Origin of the sequence: Hirschia litorea, from assembly GCF_042665075.1 — a bacterium.
GTDB lineage: Bacteria > Pseudomonadota > Alphaproteobacteria > Caulobacterales > Hyphomonadaceae > Hirschia > Hirschia litorea.
Genome location: NZ_JBHTBR010000005.1, coordinates 900,141 through 916,440, shown reverse-complemented (window position 1 = coordinate 916,440; position 16,300 = coordinate 900,141). Strand labels below are relative to the sequence as shown.

The following is a 16,300-nucleotide window of genomic DNA, read 5'->3' as shown; positions in this document are numbered from 1 at the left end:
TAATGACCGGCCAGATTGTTCTTTTTGATCTGGGAAATGTTGTTGTTGATTGGGATCCAACGCGTCTCTACGCACAATTGCTCCCCTCGCAGGAAGAAGCCGAGCGCTTCTACCGCGAGGTTTGCACGCTTGAATGGCACACACATCATGATCGCGGTATCGATATGCGCGAGAATGCTGCACGCCTTATCAAATCCCATCCAGATAAAGCAGAACTTATCCACGCTTGGCGCACAGGCTGGCTAGAGATGTTTCACGGATATGTATCTGGCGTACCAGAAATCATATCTGAGCTACAAAACACTCAAACACCCCTCTATGCACTAACTAATTTCCCCGCTGAAAAGTGGGATGAAACAGCGAATGTGTTTCCCGTGCTTAAAGTGTTTGAAGATGTGATCATTTCGGGCGCTGAAAAAATGGTCAAACCTGATCCACGCATTTACGCCCTCACCCTGCAACGTCTAGGTAATCCATCACCGGAAAATGTCATCTTTTTTGATGACCGTCAGGACAATATTGACGCAGCTAAAAATGCAGGAATGACAGCTTTTCGCTTCACAGACGCCGCTCAAATGCGCAAAGACCTTAATAGCATGGGCTTGTTGACTTAAAATCTCACTCTTTTTAGCGATAGTTGCAACAAGTCTGCCTTGCTATAGCCACCAAGCTTTGCCCATATAAGCTTTATGAAATTAGCATATTCTCTTCTCAAACATGGAATCATAACCCTGATATACATCATGGGCCTTACCCATAGTGCATTAGCAGATTCACCCACCAGTCCTGCCCAACGCTTATTGGATAAATTAGCCGTCGCTAAAACCGAGCAAGAAGCCAATTTTCTATATCAAGATATCATAGCAGCATGGCTAGACTCTGGGGGACCAACGGTCGATATCCTTATGCAGCGCGGCGTGGATGCTCACGGCCATGAAGATCTTGACCTAGCTCGAGATATGTTTGACCGCATCATTTTAATAGAGCCCGATTTGGCGGAAGCTTGGTATCGTCGAGGCACTGTTTTCTACGCGCAGGGCAAATTTGACGAGGCTATTCTCGATTTTGAACAAACTCTAAAATTAGAACCACGTCATTTTGAAGCTTGGCTTGGACTTGCTGCGATTTTTGAGGGTGTCGAACATCGCGAAGCAGCTTTGAACGCTTATCGCCAAGTGTTAATTTACCACCCCTATTCCCGTTTCGCAAAGCAAGGCGTGACGCGATTAGAGCCTCTTATTGAAGGCAGAGCACTCTAATTTCACCCCACGATTTAGTATAATTTTTCATTCCCTAAACGCGCGTATGTAAAAGATGCAATTCTATCAAAAAGAGTACTGGACCTGAGCCAGATACACGATAATGTCCGGCTTTCTTTGCTGAACATGTCTTGAGGATTTAGAATGGACGAGGAAGACAACGTCATTGGCGCGATGGGATCTATGGACCCAACGACGCGAGACAAATTGCGCCAGTCAATTGAAAAAGTTGAGCGTCTAGAAATAGAGAAAAAAGAAGTTGCAGAGCAAATCAAAGAAGTTTTTGCAGAAGCAAAAGCTTTCGGATTTGACCCAAAAGCGATGAAAGAAGTGATCAAACACCGCAAAATGGACCCAGATAAGCGCGAAGAAGAAGAATTAGTGCTCGGCACATACCTTGCCGCACTTGGCGAAATCTAGCAGCTGACATAAATTACACGTCATCATGGCGCGTGAAATTGATGATAAAAAGACCAAAAAGGCTTTGCGTAAACTACGCAAAGCCAAAGCGCGTGCCGAATCTGAAGATGGTCCCGGCCTGACAGAGTGGGAAAAAGAGTTTTTTGAGGGCGTAGAAGAGCGTTTAGAAACCTTTGGCTCCGCCTTTGCCGATCCCGAAAAAGGGCATTTGGATGAAGCTTTATCTGCACGCCAAACCCATATAGTTCGCGAGATTGATAAAAAGTCCCGCAAAAAAGATGGCGGCATGAAGCGCAGCAGTTTCAAGCCCAAAAAACAAACTAAATCAAAGGGGAAAACTAATCATTATTCCCCGCGCGGTCGCGATATCCACGAAGATATTGCCGATGAAACTCCAATCACACCACCCATACGCACAGACAAACCAAAACTCAAAATCGCAAGCGTAAAGCCCGCTATCGAATTGCTTAAACAGCAGGAAAAGCCCGCTTTACCATCCAAGCCAACACCCGCTAAATCCCCATTTAGGGTGATCAAAGGTGGCAAGGAATAAATTGAAGCCGTTTGCTTTAATGCATTGCCGCAATGACACGGCTTTGTGCCAGTGTAAATTTGAAGCAAGCTCCATCCTTATAATCGGTATCTAGCCAAATCTTTCCACCATGGCGTTCAACTATACGGCGACAAATTGAAAGCCCCACGCCCTCCCCCTTCTCAGGCGCATCTTCGCCGCCAAGTCGCACAAATATTTGGAATATAGATTTACTATAATCAGCACAAATCCCGCGGCCATTATCTCGCACCGCAAACACAGGAACATCACCCGTATCATCCACTTCAATATGGATTCTTAAAGGACGGTCAGCTCTGTATTTAATCGCATTTTCGATCAAGTTTTGAAACAAATTTGCAACCAGCTTTGCGTCTACTTGGACATTTGGCAAAGAATGACACACAATCTCGCCACCAATATCATTCAACTCCGATTTCAGCACATCAGATATAGAGTCAACAATCATCCCAATATCCGTGGATGCACGGTTTAGTTCAGCTCGAGAAACACGTGACAGCACCATCAATGCATCAATCATAGCCTGACAATTGTTCGCATTTTCCTTTATATGGAAGGCATAGTCAGCGGCTTCACTATCTGGCTCCACCGCCTCCAGCAATAACTCAGCAAGCATTCTCATATGACGCAATGGTGCCTTAAGGTCATGAGATACCACAGTGTTAAACTGCTCCAAGCTCTGGTTTGCCCCTTCAAGCTCTTTTACAACGGCTTCCAGCTTAATCTCGGCCTGCTTCTGCTCGGTCATATCCGTACAAATTACAAGCAACCCATCAGCTTTTTTCCCATCCCCCATTACAGGCACGACATCGACACGCTCCCACAAAGAGCCATCCTCCTTACAGTCAAACACCATGCCCAAATTAGGTTTGGCGGTCTTTAAAACTGCTTCGTCGATCTCACGAAACTTTTCGTTATACCCTTGGATAACTTCTGTTGGGTGCATCCCCTCAAGCGCCTCAGGGGAATACCCAAACAAGTCCGCAGCAGACTTATTGACCTTCAAATACCGATTATCGCTGTCGCGGCGTATTATTTTAGCCGGCACATTATCGAAAATTAGCTGCAATTCATCGCGACTAGCTTCCAATTCATGTCGCGCTTGATCAAGAGATTTCCTTTGAGAAATGAATTTGGCAATAACGGACACAATGCCCATTTCAAACTCATCAAACCCCGAGTCTCTTTCTCTGTTTTCTAGAAAAGATACATATGAATCTAGCTTACCATTCACAAATATTGGTGCCGCCGCATACGCATGAATGTATTGAAGCTCGCCTTCTGGTAAGACCAAACGACATGGCAGATCCAAGTTCGACAAAAATACAGGCTTACAATCTACACCATATTTCAGGAAAACTGTTTCTTCGATTGGCAAAACATTGCCAACGCACAATGCTTCATGATCACCATCAACATTCGTGACGCAGATAGCCTGACCATCCGCAATCACATTTGCAATTTGCGCAAACCTCATACCCAATGCCTTGCGACCAATTTGCAGCATCCGGTCCATATATTCACTAGTTTCAATATCAAGACTGTTAGATAATTCATGCAGGGCGAGCCAAACAGTATTGCGAAGTTTTTTCTCCGTTATGGCCCGCATTCCCAATTGTAAGAAATCATCCCCTACCCTGATCGCAGAAACACGGAAATATTCGTTGATCTCGTCATGAACATATTCCTGCTCAAAAACGTCCAATTCATTCGAACGAAAGGCGGTAACACATCTAGCGAAAAAACCATTTGAACGCGCAGCGGGAAAAGCATCCAAAAACCGTTTACCCACCATATTTTCATTCGCTGAAGAACTAAATTTAAAATCGCCCGGTTCAGCTTGTTGAATAAAAAAATCAACAATTTTTCCTGATTGATCAAAAACTGCTTCCATCCCGACGCTCACTTCTGAAGCGACTGTTAGAGCTGCTTTATGGTAGGCTGAAAGGGAATCAAACTCTGCTTGGCGCTGCAATCGAGCTGTCATATCCCGCACATAAGCCACAACAACTGGCGCATCACCATTTGTATCGCGGGTTAATTCAACAATCGCCGGAAAGGTCTCACCAGATTTTTTTACAATATGTGTTTCACATGCAAATTCCTGTAACCGCCCCTGCTCTATTGCGTGGACATAGTCATGAAAGGCATCAACGCTAATTCCGCAAACATCTGAAAACATACGATTTTGCAACTCTTCATCGGTATACCCCAATTTCTTGCGGACCTGAGAGTTTGCCAGAATAATCGAATAATCGCTCGCATTGACAACGAAGATATCACCCGATGCCCCTTCAATAATGGCCTTAAATCGTGCCATTTCATTCTTGATGCGACTAAATTCGTTTCTAGTTACGAGCGCACTATCATCATTCACTGAATCTTCTAAAGTTTTTGAAAGCAGTTCAACATTTCGTATCGCTTCAGGACCAAAAGTCTTCGCCCTTGGGTTTAGCAGATAGAAAAACCCCTTCACTCTTTGTCCATCCATCAATGGAAATCGCGCAAAACACTTTATTGGAAAAGAAATGTGATCAAATGCTTCAGCATATTCGGCAGGAAGCTCAGATTGCACCTCTAAAACTTGCCCCAACACCAATTCTCGCACCTGAGAATTAATCGTGTCTTCTGAACTGTCTAAATCATTGAATGAATAGTTGTCATCTATAAGGGTAAATTCACGCATCAAATCAAAGCAAACGACGCCTGCACAATGCACCCTAAAAATATTCTGCGCCAACTCTAATATCGAACGGGTTTTCGATCTTGAATTTTCGAAACTTACCTTAGGTAAAGTCGAGTTGTCAGCCGTAGCTGCGTTCCACAATTCATCGAAACGATCCAGCTCTTGCTGCTGTCTAGTCTTGAAATCCGCACCCGAACCCGTCATTCCTAAGTCTATACCTTACTGTTTTTAGACATGCTGTGACTTACATCTGTCGCAGCAAACCGAAACGAATAAAAAATGAAGGCAATTTTACTAATTGACGACCATATCATCTTCGCAAAAATATTTGCGGCTTACCTTCTGCGAACAAAATTTCGCAACTCCACCCTCCAAAGCGCTCGTGATGTGTACAGTGCAACTGAACATTTGGAAAGCAAAACGTTCGATTTAATCGTATTGGACAACAGAATACCGCCCCACTTCAACTATGTTGAATCAGTCAAGTTGCTAATATCGGCAAATTGGCAAGGACCAATACTATTGGTCAGCGGAGACAATGTGAATGTCGATACAGATGTTTTGGAAAATCAGTACATCCGCGATTTTATACTAAAAGATGACCTGAACGAACATACGCTCGAACAGGCCATCGTTAAGTGTCTTTCCTTCCCCTCACCTAAATAAGCGAGGGATGAGAAGATAAAAATTAGAGTGCTTTAACGATGTTTTCGACCATTTTCTTAGCATCATCGAGCAACATCATTGTATTTTCACGATAGAATAAATCGTTCTGAACACCTGCATATCCAGACGCCAAAGAGCGCTTGATAAACATAGTTGTTCCCGCATTCCACACCTCTAATACAGGCATGCCATAAATTGGAGATGCAGGATCATCCTTTGCACCTGGGTTGGTGACATCGTTTGCACCAATCACAAACGCAACATCAGCCTGCTTGAATGAGGAGTTGATATCATCCATCTCAAAGATCTCATCATATGGAACCTGCGCCTCGGCTAGAAGCACATTCATATGGCCTGGCATACGCCCCGCCACAGGGTGAATAGCATATGAAACATCAACACCTGCCTCTTTCAGACTATCCGCCATTTCTTTCAGAGCATGCTGAGCTTGCGCCACTGCCATCCCATATCCGGGCACGATGATTACTTTAGATGCATTCTTCAGAATGAAAGCCGCATCGTCGGCCGACCCAATTTTCACAGGTTTATCAGAGTTATCTGCACGTGCTGTCGTACCCGCATCATCACCTCCAAAACCACCCGCAATCACGGAGATAAAGGAACGATTCATCGCCTTACACATGATGTAAGAAAGGATCGCGCCTGAGGCTCCCACAATCGCACCAACAACGATCAGAGCAAAGTTTGAAAGCGTAAACCCAAGTGCGGCAGCAGCCCACCCCGAATAGGAGTTAAGCATGGATACAACCACCGGCATATCTGCTCCACCAATCGGAATAACGAGTGTAATCCCAAAAATCAGAGCCAGTAGAGCGATCCAAATTAGCAGCATTCCACCGCCAGATTGTGCACCATTGGAATTTGCAGTGATCGCAATCAACGCCACAATTCCCACAGCAATCAATAAGTTAATAACGTGACGCAGTGGTAGTAAAATCGGACCGCCAGAAATCGAGCCATTCAACTTCAAGGCGGCAATTAAAGACCCAGAAAAAGTGATTGCACCGATTAGAACCGAAAGCGACATTTCAATAAGTGAGCGCGGCGCAATAGTGCCTTCTGCGCCCAATAATCCAAATGACGCAGGTGCATAAAAAGCAGCCAAAGCCACAAGCAAAGATGCCAAACCACCCAAGGCGTTGAACATCCCTACCATTTGCGGCATTGCGGTCATCGGAGCACGAGTTGCAAGCACTGCCCCCACACCACCACCAACAACGACACCTCCAGCAATCAAGCCGAAAGTTGCACCATCGAGATTATCTTTCACGAGAAAAAGCGTCGTCGCAGCTGCGAGCGCCATCCCGAAAATACCGATTTTATTTCCTTGACGTGCTGTTTCAGGGCTAGCTAGTCCGCGAATGGAGAAGATAAACAACACCGCACAGACAAGATATAACAAGGCCGATATATCAACCGTAGACATAATAATATTCCTTTTGTCAGCGACGCTTATTTATTCTGAGCGCTTGGCGAAGCAGCTTCAGTTGGCGCGGGACGTTCTTTCTTTTTATACATTGCGAGCATGCGGTTTGTGACCATAAACCCACCAAAAATATTGACACATGCCAACGCCACAGCGCCCGCACCTAGCCATTTAGCTGTCCATACCTTTTGAACAATATCGGGATCAGGAGAACCAAGCGCGGAAGCAGCTGCAGCAACAATAGCGCCAACAACAACAACGGCTGAAATCGCATTCGTCACAGACATGAGCGGCGTATGCAAAGCTGGCGTTACCGCCCAAACAACATAATACCCAATAAATGCCGCCAAAACGAACACAGCTAGTCGAAAGATAAGTGGGTTAATCGTTTGCGCATCAGATTGCGCAAAAGCTGCTGGGGTAATGATGAGAGTTGCCAATAACAGACCACTCACAAGGGATGTAGGCTTAATTTTAGACATAATTATCCTTTCCATTCTCAAAATTGGGCAAGCAATAAAATTCGCTTTGTCTACAATTTTGAGGATGTTTCTTGTTTAGGCCGACACTTCATCAGTGGCTGGCACGAGGGATGGGTGAACAACTTTTCCGTCTTTTGTGAGGGCAGATGACGTTACGACCTCATCATCCCAGTTAGGAACAAACGCACCTTCTGGCCCCGTGATAAGCGCAATAAAGTTCAATAAGTTTTTCGCATAAAGCGCGGATGCATCTGCAGCTATTGCAGCTGGTAGATTTGTCGGCCCATAAATTTTGACGCCGCCAACATCCACAATTTCATCAGGCTTCGACAATTTACAGTTTCCACCCTGCCCTGCAGCAAGATCAATGATAACCGATCCCGCTCGCATAGATTTCACCATGTCAGAGGTGATGAGTTCCGGCGCTTCGCGTCCTGGAATCTGAGCAGTCGTGATGACGATATCTTGTTTAGAAATGTGAGAGGCAACTAACTCTCTTTGTTTTGCTTGATATTCAGGAGACATTTGCTTGGCATAACCGCCCGCAGTCTCTGCCGCTTTAAACTCTTCATCTTCTACAGCGATGAATTTCGCTCCCAAAGATGCCACCTGCTCTTTAGTCGCCGGCCTTACATCTGTCGCGGATACAATTGCACCGAGGCGGCGTGCAGTTGCAATAGCTTGCAAGCCGGCAACCCCAACCCCCATTACAAAGGTCTTAGCTGGCGCAACCGTACCTGCAGCCGTCATCATCATGGGCATAGCGCGTCCATATAGGTGAGACGCCTCTAAAACTGCCCGATATCCGGCCAAATTAGCTTGAGATGACAGGGCATCCATTGATTGAGCACGCGATATACGCGGCACAAATTCCATGGCGAAGGCTGTAATGCCCGCATCTGCGTAGGCTTTTGCCCCTTGAAGATCACCATGAGGCTCTAAAAGAGCAATCAATGACTGCCCTTTAGAGAAGGAAGATTTCTCATCGCTACTTGGTGCACGTACTTTCAAAATCAAATCCGCACCATCTAATGTTGATTTGAAATCAGCTGCTAAACTAGCACCTGCATTGATAAAGTCGTCATCAAGAATGCCGGAATCCAATCCAGCACTTTTTTCGATTTTAACTTCGTGTCCGGCAGCAATCAGTTTCTTGACCACATCCGGAGTAGTTGCAACGCGAAGTTCCTTTTCGCGCCGCTCCTTTGGAACGGCTATTTTCATGGTAGTCCTGTGTGTCTTACATTAAGGCACCGCCAAGAGAGATCATGATCTGAACAAATACGCCCAGAACAATCAGACCACCCACCGCTAGAAGAAATCCTCCTCCTAGACCCAAAACCATGCTGCCGATAACACCGACAATGGCAAAGAGTCCCATAGCAACCATCCAGTGGACGCCCATGGTTAGTGTGAAAATCGCATACCCGAGTATCAGGGTTAGTAGGAGGCACGACCAAGCTGTCACTTTCATAAATGCTGAAAATGTTGCTGATTGTGATCGGACATCCATCTGACCGCGAATGTACTCGCCTGTCTCGCTCATTGGTTTCACCTTCTTAGTTCGACAAATAGATAACTAGCGTTGAGTTTGAAACAAGTGGAAAAAGCTACCTGTATCTACGGTATAAATCGCAGTGATAGCACAAAATTATTCCCCAAATTCTCCAAACCTCACAAAATTCTGCTTTGTGCTCTCAAAGCTTTTCCAAGCCGTTTTGAACACGAAGTCTTGAAATATCCTCAACAGACCAAAAGGTCCAGCAAGAGTTACGTTCTTTCGATACGCAAAGCGTCGCATGCCCAGGAATTTACCCGCATGCCTAGCCCCATTGCGTCCCCATTACCGGATTTTTGATCTTCGCACGCGCTTTGGCGTACGCGTTTCGCGCACATCACTTAAATTGCGCACCTCCTCATTGCCATCTTCTTGTGGCAAGGTCGCTTTAATCTCTTTAACCATCGGTTCAATTTGCATTGACTGCATACTTGTAGGCGCTTCTAATCGCGCATGCGCCCGATCAAAGGCACCATGGATCAACTCCCCCATATCTCTTACGCCCAATATGGACGCGGCCTCATCAAACCCAAGATTCCCTCCTGCTTTCAACACATCCAGCAGCGGTTGCTTCATTCGCTCCTCATACCCTTCTATACGTTGACCCACATATCCAGCCAATGCCCAACCCAACAGATATGCCATGGGGTAACCCGGCATTGATAGAGTAGAAGAATGACGCCGCCAGAAAGGTTCATATCCTTGCAAGGAAACATCCGCGCCATAATGTCCGCGTAGAGCACTAATCCATATCGCATCTACTGGAATATCATTATCTACAACGCCTAATTCGCGCTCGAACATGGCAATCGCTGGCTGGTGCACTAACATCGCAAAATCTTGATCTGCCAATGCTTCTCTATCGTCTGCAAGACACAAATGCTCAAATGTCAGCGCAATAGTTTCAGCAACAGCCCACCCTCCATCGCATTGCATCGGACCAAGTTGCGCCGAAAGATAAGCATGGACGCCATGCCCCAATTCATGCGCCAAAGTTCGCGCACTATCACCCGACCCATCGAACGGGGCATATATAAAGGGGCCAGCCTCAATACGGCGCTTATGATTATAAAAAACAGGCGTTGTAAATCCGCCGCCCCTTCCCTGAGGTTGAATCAAATTGTTAGAGGAAATCAAACGGTTTGCAGCCTTCCCCACATCATTGTGTAACGCGGATATGCAAGAAAGCACTCGCTCTTTCACATCTCTCCACGCCATATTTTGATGGGGCGTATTTTCATCTTCAACATAGCGATCATGCCAAACTGGCTTTTCACCTTTAACTTTTTGAGTGCGGCATTTGAATTCATAATATGCTTTGCTCAAGCGCGGTCCGCGCTCAAGCGCTACTCTGCGAGCAATCTCTAGTGTTTTCTCTGAAGCATCTATACCCGCAAAGTTAAACCGCTTCTTGCGAGCCAATTTGGCTTGCAGCCGAAACAATTCCTCGCCCTCTACGCCCATATCCTTTAGCCATGCATTCATTTGCCGGCTCGCATTCTCACGTACCTGCGCGTCCGTGTCTCGCAACCCCGCCCCCATTTGCGACAAACCACCATGTCGCAATGCCATTTCATGCAATGCTTTGTCATAGCGATATTGGCAAATCCAGTGATGGTCTGATGCAAAATGTGCTTGCTCTGCGAAACTCACAGCCGCACGCCAAGGCATCACAGACACACCCCTTCTTCGCTGAGCTGCTTTCCACAATTGCGGTGCATCTGTCGCATTGGATACTGACCAAATAGATAAAGCCTGCAATTGCACACGTTCTGTATTTAGTTCATTAAGTATAGTAAGCGATTTATCTTCTAACTCTTCTTTTAAATTATCAGTTAATGCTAGGTACAGATGCAGAAACAATCTTATCCTGTGAAGAAGCGAATAAGCCTGCTCAAGGTCAGAAAACAAGTGCGATTTATCAGCTAAATGAGACGCCACCAGCGCCTGAACCATTGCTTGTAAACGCTTTTTATCGCGCAGGAGCTTAGGATCAACCGGACCTTGGTAAAGATGGTTTCGCCACCCTCCCGACTTATCTCGGTTCATTTTGAGCCAATCTGGCGCCATTTTAGTGCAGTCCTTTAAAATTCAACCATAGTATTTAAGTACGATTTCATAACTTCGTGCCAAGTTGAACCATGAAAACGAGGTCGCGTTGTTCCGGCCGCTTAAATGATGGTTAAAATAATGGCGAAAACTGTTCTTATTGTAGATGATGATCCTACTCAACGCCGCTTAATGCAAGCAGCTGTTGAACGCCAAGGATTTCGTGCGCGCTTAGTTGAAAGCGGCGATCGCGCCCTTGAAGAAGCATCCGATGCTAAAAACGGTATTTCAGTTGTCCTTCTGGACCTTATTATGCCTGGCTTGTCTGGAATGGAAACATTGGAACGCTTGCTGGAACGTCGTCCAGACCTTCCAGTAATCGTTCTAACTGCTTCTGGCGGAATTGACACAGTTGTGCAAGCCATGCGCGCGGGTGCCGTGGATTTCTTTGTGAAACCTGTATCTCCTGAACGCATTGTGGTTTCCCTTCGCAATGCCTTGAAGGTCTCCGACCTTCGCGGAGAAGTGAAACGCCTTTCAAAGAAATCGGAAGGCACTTTAGGCTTCGACGACATGATTGCTGGCGCTCCCCTTATGCGCCAAGTTGTACGCCTTGGGCAACGCGCTGCATCCTCCAATATTCCTATTCTCATCACAGGTGAAAGCGGTGTTGGTAAAGAGGTTGTCTCTCAATGTATTCAAAGTGCATCTGAACGCGCTGGCAAACCATTTGTAACTGTGAACTGTGGTGCCATTCCTGAAAACCTTGTGGAATCCATCCTCTTTGGACACGAAAAAGGCGCTTTCACAGGTGCTCACGAGAAGAAATTAGGTAAATTTGCAGAAGCTGATACCGGAACGCTCTTCTTAGATGAGGTGGGCGAGCTTCCCCTTGATATGCAGGTCAAACTTCTCCGCGTTCTACAAGAAGGTGAAGTGGATGCTGTAGGCTCTCGCAAACCAACCAAAGTGGATGTGCGCATTATCTCAGCGACAAACCGCGACCTAGCGCAAGCTGTCGCCGAAGGGCGCTTCCGCGAAGACCTTTATTATCGCTTGAATGTATTTCCAATCGAGATGCCTTCCCTACGCGAACGCAAAGAAGACTTGCCAGCATTGGTAGATCACTTCATTCGTCGTTTTAACGCTCAAGAGGGTAAATCCGTCACAGGTGCATCCACTGAAACAATGGGGATTTTGGCAGCACACGATTGGCCAGGAAATGTGCGTCAGTTAGAAAACTCTATCTTCCGCGCCATGATCTTGACTGAGAACGATGAATTGCAGCCAATTGATTTCCCGCAAATTTCTGGGCTAACACCAAATTATGACATCTTAAACGCATCCACCACGCTAGCTGCACCAGCAAATGCTGCGCAAACTGCAACAGACCTAAACAGCCCATTGGGTGGACCAGTTTCCATTGTCGATGAAAATGGTGAGTTGCGCCCACTCGAAAGCGTCGAACGTGACCTCATTCAATACGCGATTGATCTTTATTCTGGCCACATGTCGCAGGTTGCACGTCGTCTAGGCATAGGTCGCTCAACATTATATCGCAAAGTGCGTGAGTATGATTTACGTGTTCGCGAAGAAGATGACGAAGATTTGAACGTTGGCTAGCTAGAAAGCATGGAATTTAACACCAGCTTCATGCTTGAATGCTTGTATATATAAGTGATATTTGGCGCGTGTGAGAATCCAATCACACGCGCCGATTTGTTTGGATTTTACATGACACAGCCAACCTCCCCTTTGCAATCACCTTTAGAACTTGTGAATACGAGCAAGTTCTTCAAAGGAAAGGCTGCTGTCAAAAATGTATCCTTCAGTGCGCGCAAAGGTGAAATTCTTGGGTTTCTTGGCCCTAATGGGGCTGGAAAATCAACAAGTTTGCGTATGGCACTTGGCGTAATTTCTCCCGATGAGGGCGAAGCATTGCTATTTGGCGAAAAGCCAAATCTTGTGAATTTACGCCGTGTCGGCTTCCTCCCCGAAGAACGCGGCCTTTACCGTAAAATGACTGCACGGGCGATCATCTCCTATTATGGACGCTTAAAGGGAATGGACCGCAAAGCATCACTCACGCGAGCAGATGAAATGCTAACCCGTTTTGGTTTAGGCGATCACCTTAAAACCAAAATTAGTGACCTCTCCAAAGGAATGGCCCAAAAGGTACAAATTCTGTCCACACTGGTTCACCAACCCGACCTCATTATATTGGATGAACCTTTTTCCGGCCTTGATCCCGTCAACCAGCAAGACCTTGAAACCCTTATTCGTGAAGAACATGCACGCGGCGCGACAGTTATTTTTTCCACGCACATTATGGAACAGGCTGAAAGCCTTTGTGATCGCCTCGTGATTATCGGACAAGGCGAAAAGCGTTTCGACGGAACTATTGATGAAGCCATGAGCCTTATACCCGAACATGCTGACATCAGCACGGAAGGTACATTTGATTTAAAAGCTGCCCTTTGCACAACACGCTTTCAAATATCCTCAGATAAAACAGACGAGCTTGGCCACCACTGGCGCATAGACCTCTCTCACGGCGAACGCGCTCAAGATGTATTGCGGGCCGCCATTGAAGCAGGCGCGCCCATCACCTCTTTCACGCCCCATCGCGCAAAATTGAGAGATGTGTTTGTGTCCCTCGTCGACAAAGAAGAATTATGCAGCGACGTTCAGCTTGCAGATAAGGAAACATGTACATGATCCGCTCTATCTGGCTTGTCGCACGCCGCGAATATCTAGGGTATGTGTCTGCGCTGGGGTTCTGGCTTGGCCTCCTCCTCACACCCATCGGCCTAGCCGTTGGTGTACTGGTGCCCGGCATGATTATGAAAGCACAACCTGCACGCTACTACACCGTCATTGATAGCCAAACCGATGTGCAGGATGCACTCAAATGGCAGTTTGAAAGTTGGCAAAGCAGCGACACACTTATTGCTTTACGTCAGGCCTTATCCTCTTCCTCCCCTGCCGAAAAACGCCAAATAATCAGCAAGTATGAAAAGGCCTATGCCGAAGGTGCTTCTCCCGCAGAAGCGCTGAAAGCTGCCAACTTGCCTTTCCCACTTAGTCCTTCTCCAATCCGTTTCCACGAAATCCCTCTGAAGGATAAGTCCATAGAGCATGTTGAGACACTCCTCTCGTCAGGACAGACACTTGACGGTCCTGAAGGCAAACAAACCCTTTTCGCCGCCATTATTGTAAATCGCGATCAGGTGGGAAAGATATCCAGTGTTGATTACATCTCACCCGACATTGTGAACTCAGAACTACGCCAAGCAACGACAGGCGCTCTCAAATACATTTCTCGCTTTGAACTCTTCACTGAAGTGGGTGTTACAGCCACCCAAATTCGCGAAGCAGACGCTGATATTCCTTCGCTTTTCGTACGCAAACCCGGCGCAAACCAAATCAATGACAATCAAAGCAGCGAGGTCACTCTCACAGACCGCGCCCCCTTTGTTGCCGCAACGATTATTGCAATATCGCTATGGCTACTCATCTTTTCGGTCGTCAACTTTTTGCTGACAGGCACGATTGAGGAACGCTCTAACAAAATATTCGACAGCCTCCTTACGAGCGTTAGCGTGACAGACCTTCTCGCCGGTAAGTTACTTGGCGTCTTGATGCTCTCGGCGACACTGCTTGGCTCTTGGATGCTTATGGCGCTATGGGCTGGCTTGAATGTGGACCAAGCTCTCAGCCCTGCCGCATGGGAATTTGCACGCGCTGCGCTCGATCCCAAACTTATTATTCCTGCCCTATTAGGCTTTTTGGCAGGCTATCTCATGTATGGCGCGATATTCTTAGCCATGGGTGCATTGTGTGACACTATCCAAGAAGCTCAAGCCTTAGCAACGCCGCTCATATTGATGCTCACAACACCTTTATTCATCGTCATCATGGCTTTGCAAAACCCCTCTTCTGGCTTTGTATTCATGATGAGCTGGGTGCCCTTCCTCACGCCCTTTTTGATGATATTGCGCGCACCCTTGGATCCGCCACTGCTTGAGATAACAGGCCATATCATTGTCATGCTAATCGCCACAACGCTGGCATTATGGTGCTCTGTACGCGTCTACCGTGCAGGGGCCGTTAATGGCACAGGCATGAAAGACATCAAAAACTTCCTTAAGAAGAGCACAGCCAAAAAAGCCAGCTAAGTCTGTGCATTTAAGACTTGGCTAGACGTCACCACACGGCAATATTCACCCTCAAGGTTGGATAGCGTCATCGCATGCACATCCTCAGCCGAACGCAACTTGCCATTCCAATCTTTTTGATTATGCGTGAAGCAGGCATCTTCAATAAGAAGAATATCAAACCCTAAATTTGCACCATGACGCACACTTGTCTCGATGGAATTATTCGTCTTTACGCCGAACATAAAAATCTCATCTACGGCCAATTGATGAAGCCGCTGGGTTAAATCTGTTCCGACAAATGCACTATGTACTGATTTACCGATAACTACCTCCCCATTGATTGGGACGGTTTCGTCTTTAAACGCATGAGAAATACGCGCCGGATTATAGCCGGATGCCTCCTCATTGGAATTATGTTGAATGTGGAAAATGGGATACCCCAAATTGCGCCACATCTCTAATATGCTGCGCATTTTCATTTCAGCATCGATATTATTCCGAACACCCCAATAAGGTAGGTCGATGGCTTTTTGAACATCCACGATGATCAAAGCGGATTGAGGTGTGATGTGCATGATTTTTTCCAGAAAAACAAAAAACCGCTACGGCTAAAACCGAGCGGCTAATGCAACTTTGAAGATCAATCCGCTAGGATCAAATGCAAAGTAAAAGCTATAAAATGACCCTAAAAGGAAAATCCATACGGGTCATTTCAATAAGCTTTGTCTTACTTGATAAGACCTTCACGCTGAGCGCGTTTGCGAGCAAGCTTGCGTGCACGACGTACAGCTTCAGCTTTTTCACGAGCTTTTTTCTCAGAAGGCTTTTCAAAGTGGTTCCGGCTTTTCATTTCACGAAAAAGGCCTTCACGTTGCATTTTCTTTTTTAGCGCTTTCAATGCCTGATCGACATTGTTGTCGCGGACGACGATCTGAACGATGGTTCAATCTCCCGATGATTTCCAAATAACACATATGTCGCGCCGATTAGGGGGCGTCAAAC

The 16,300-nt window shown here is 46.4% G+C and carries 16 protein-coding genes; 8 read left to right on the top strand and 8 right to left on the bottom strand.

The genetic code is table 11. The features are described from left to right. Nucleotides 1-2: 2 nt before the first annotated feature. From ACFQS8_RS12975 to ACFQS8_RS12960, 4 genes are all read left to right on the top strand, one after another. Nucleotides 3-614 (top strand): HAD family hydrolase, encoded by a 612-nt coding sequence (locus ACFQS8_RS12975; RefSeq protein WP_382168041.1) that lies wholly within the window; start codon nt 3-5, stop codon nt 612-614. 129 nt (nt 615-743) lie between these two features. Beyond that, a complete protein-coding gene (locus tag ACFQS8_RS12970; protein ID WP_382168039.1) occupies nt 744-1,259 on the top strand; it encodes a tetratricopeptide repeat protein in 516 nt (171 codons plus the stop codon). A gap of 144 nt (nt 1,260-1,403) precedes the next feature. After that, nucleotides 1,404-1,679, top strand: a complete 276-nt coding sequence (locus tag ACFQS8_RS12965) for a DUF2312 domain-containing protein (protein WP_382168037.1) — start codon at nt 1,404-1,406, stop codon at nt 1,677-1,679. A 25-nt stretch (nt 1,680-1,704) separates the two neighbouring features. After that, on the top strand, nt 1,705-2,232 hold the full coding sequence (locus ACFQS8_RS12960) for a hypothetical protein (protein WP_382168035.1): 528 nt from the start codon (nt 1,705-1,707) through the stop codon (nt 2,230-2,232). A 16-nt stretch (nt 2,233-2,248) separates the two neighbouring features. Here ACFQS8_RS12960 and ACFQS8_RS12955 read toward each other — a convergent pair whose 3' ends face one another. After that, complete coding sequence (locus tag ACFQS8_RS12955; RefSeq protein ID WP_382168034.1) at nt 2,249-5,140, bottom strand: PAS domain-containing sensor histidine kinase; 2,892 nt, start codon at nt 5,138-5,140, stop codon at nt 2,249-2,251. Nucleotides 5,141-5,215: 75 nt separating this feature from the next. On the opposite strand from ACFQS8_RS12955, the gene ACFQS8_RS12950 reads away from it, so the two are divergent. Beyond that, a complete protein-coding gene (locus ACFQS8_RS12950) occupies nt 5,216-5,602 on the top strand; it encodes a response regulator (RefSeq protein WP_382168032.1) in 387 nt (128 codons plus the stop codon). A 22-nt stretch (nt 5,603-5,624) separates the two neighbouring features. Here the strand turns inward: ACFQS8_RS12950 and ACFQS8_RS12945 are convergent, their stop codons facing one another. The 5 genes from ACFQS8_RS12945 to ACFQS8_RS12925 all read right to left on the bottom strand — a co-directional run bounded on the left by ACFQS8_RS12945 (nt 5,625) and on the right by ACFQS8_RS12925 (nt 11,159). Continuing rightward, complete coding sequence (locus ACFQS8_RS12945) at nt 5,625-7,049, bottom strand: NAD(P)(+) transhydrogenase (Re/Si-specific) subunit beta (protein WP_382168030.1); 1,425 nt, start codon at nt 7,047-7,049, stop codon at nt 5,625-5,627. 26 nt (nt 7,050-7,075) lie between these two features. Then, entirely contained in the window at nt 7,076-7,531 is a 456-nt protein-coding gene (locus ACFQS8_RS12940) for an NAD(P) transhydrogenase subunit alpha part 2 (RefSeq protein WP_382168028.1), read from the bottom strand. 75 nt (nt 7,532-7,606) lie between these two features. Next, a complete protein-coding gene (locus ACFQS8_RS12935) occupies nt 7,607-8,755 on the bottom strand; it encodes a Re/Si-specific NAD(P)(+) transhydrogenase subunit alpha (protein ID WP_382168026.1) in 1,149 nt (382 codons plus the stop codon). A gap of 16 nt (nt 8,756-8,771) precedes the next feature. Further along, nucleotides 8,772-9,077, bottom strand: a complete 306-nt coding sequence (locus ACFQS8_RS12930) for an aa3-type cytochrome c oxidase subunit IV (protein WP_382168024.1) — start codon at nt 9,075-9,077, stop codon at nt 8,772-8,774. Between the two features lie 297 nt (nt 9,078-9,374). Beyond that, entirely contained in the window at nt 9,375-11,159 is a 1,785-nt protein-coding gene (locus tag ACFQS8_RS12925) for a gluzincin family metallopeptidase (RefSeq protein WP_382168022.1), read from the bottom strand. 120 nt (nt 11,160-11,279) lie between these two features. Between ACFQS8_RS12925 and ACFQS8_RS12920 the strand changes: the two genes are divergently transcribed. The 3 genes from ACFQS8_RS12920 (at nt 11,280) to ACFQS8_RS12910 (ending at nt 15,316) form a co-directional block, all read left to right on the top strand. Further along, complete coding sequence (locus tag ACFQS8_RS12920) at nt 11,280-12,761, top strand: sigma-54-dependent transcriptional regulator (RefSeq protein ID WP_382168020.1); 1,482 nt, start codon at nt 11,280-11,282, stop codon at nt 12,759-12,761. A 111-nt stretch (nt 12,762-12,872) separates the two neighbouring features. Next, complete coding sequence (locus ACFQS8_RS12915; protein WP_382168018.1) at nt 12,873-13,856, top strand: ABC transporter ATP-binding protein; 984 nt, start codon at nt 12,873-12,875, stop codon at nt 13,854-13,856. Next, nucleotides 13,853-15,316, top strand: a complete 1,464-nt coding sequence (locus tag ACFQS8_RS12910) for an ABC transporter permease (RefSeq protein WP_382168016.1) — start codon at nt 13,853-13,855, stop codon at nt 15,314-15,316. The genes ACFQS8_RS12915 and ACFQS8_RS12910 overlap by 4 nt, the downstream gene beginning before the upstream one ends. Here ACFQS8_RS12910 and ACFQS8_RS12905 read toward each other — a convergent pair. Next, nucleotides 15,313-15,873, bottom strand: a complete 561-nt coding sequence (locus ACFQS8_RS12905) for an isochorismatase family protein (protein WP_382168015.1) — start codon at nt 15,871-15,873, stop codon at nt 15,313-15,315. The genes ACFQS8_RS12910 and ACFQS8_RS12905 overlap by 4 nt on opposite strands. A 152-nt stretch (nt 15,874-16,025) precedes the next feature. Beyond that, complete coding sequence (rpsU, locus tag ACFQS8_RS12900; protein WP_382168635.1) at nt 16,026-16,238, bottom strand: 30S ribosomal protein S21; 213 nt, start codon at nt 16,236-16,238, stop codon at nt 16,026-16,028. Between the last annotated feature and the right edge of the window lie 62 nt (nt 16,239-16,300).

Coding starts and splice junctions, on each gene's coding strand:
- ACFQS8_RS12930 (WP_382168024.1), bottom strand. CDS start 9,077: ATGAGCGAGACAGGCGAGTACATTCGCGGTCAGATGGATGTCCGATCA.
- ACFQS8_RS12910 (WP_382168016.1), top strand. CDS start 13,853: ATGATCCGCTCTATCTGGCTTGTCGCACGCCGCGAATATCTAGGGTAT.
- ACFQS8_RS12935 (WP_382168026.1), bottom strand. CDS start 8,755: ATGAAAATAGCCGTTCCAAAGGAGCGGCGCGAAAAGGAACTTCGCGTT.
- ACFQS8_RS12970 (WP_382168039.1), top strand. CDS start 744: ATGGGCCTTACCCATAGTGCATTAGCAGATTCACCCACCAGTCCTGCC.
- ACFQS8_RS12960 (WP_382168035.1), top strand. CDS start 1,705: ATGGCGCGTGAAATTGATGATAAAAAGACCAAAAAGGCTTTGCGTAAA.
- ACFQS8_RS12950 (WP_382168032.1), top strand. CDS start 5,216: ATGAAGGCAATTTTACTAATTGACGACCATATCATCTTCGCAAAAATA.
- ACFQS8_RS12925 (WP_382168022.1), bottom strand. CDS start 11,159: ATGGCGCCAGATTGGCTCAAAATGAACCGAGATAAGTCGGGAGGGTGG.
- ACFQS8_RS12955 (WP_382168034.1), bottom strand. CDS start 5,140: ATGACGGGTTCGGGTGCGGATTTCAAGACTAGACAGCAGCAAGAGCTG.
- ACFQS8_RS12940 (WP_382168028.1), bottom strand. CDS start 7,531: ATGTCTAAAATTAAGCCTACATCCCTTGTGAGTGGTCTGTTATTGGCA.
- ACFQS8_RS12905 (WP_382168015.1), bottom strand. CDS start 15,873: ATGCACATCACACCTCAATCCGCTTTGATCATCGTGGATGTTCAAAAA.
- ACFQS8_RS12915 (WP_382168018.1), top strand. CDS start 12,873: ATGACACAGCCAACCTCCCCTTTGCAATCACCTTTAGAACTTGTGAAT.
- ACFQS8_RS12945 (WP_382168030.1), bottom strand. CDS start 7,049: ATGTCTACGGTTGATATATCGGCCTTGTTATATCTTGTCTGTGCGGTG.
- ACFQS8_RS12920 (WP_382168020.1), top strand. CDS start 11,280: ATGGCGAAAACTGTTCTTATTGTAGATGATGATCCTACTCAACGCCGC.
- ACFQS8_RS12975 (WP_382168041.1), top strand. CDS start 3: ATGACCGGCCAGATTGTTCTTTTTGATCTGGGAAATGTTGTTGTTGAT.
- ACFQS8_RS12965 (WP_382168037.1), top strand. CDS start 1,404: ATGGACGAGGAAGACAACGTCATTGGCGCGATGGGATCTATGGACCCA.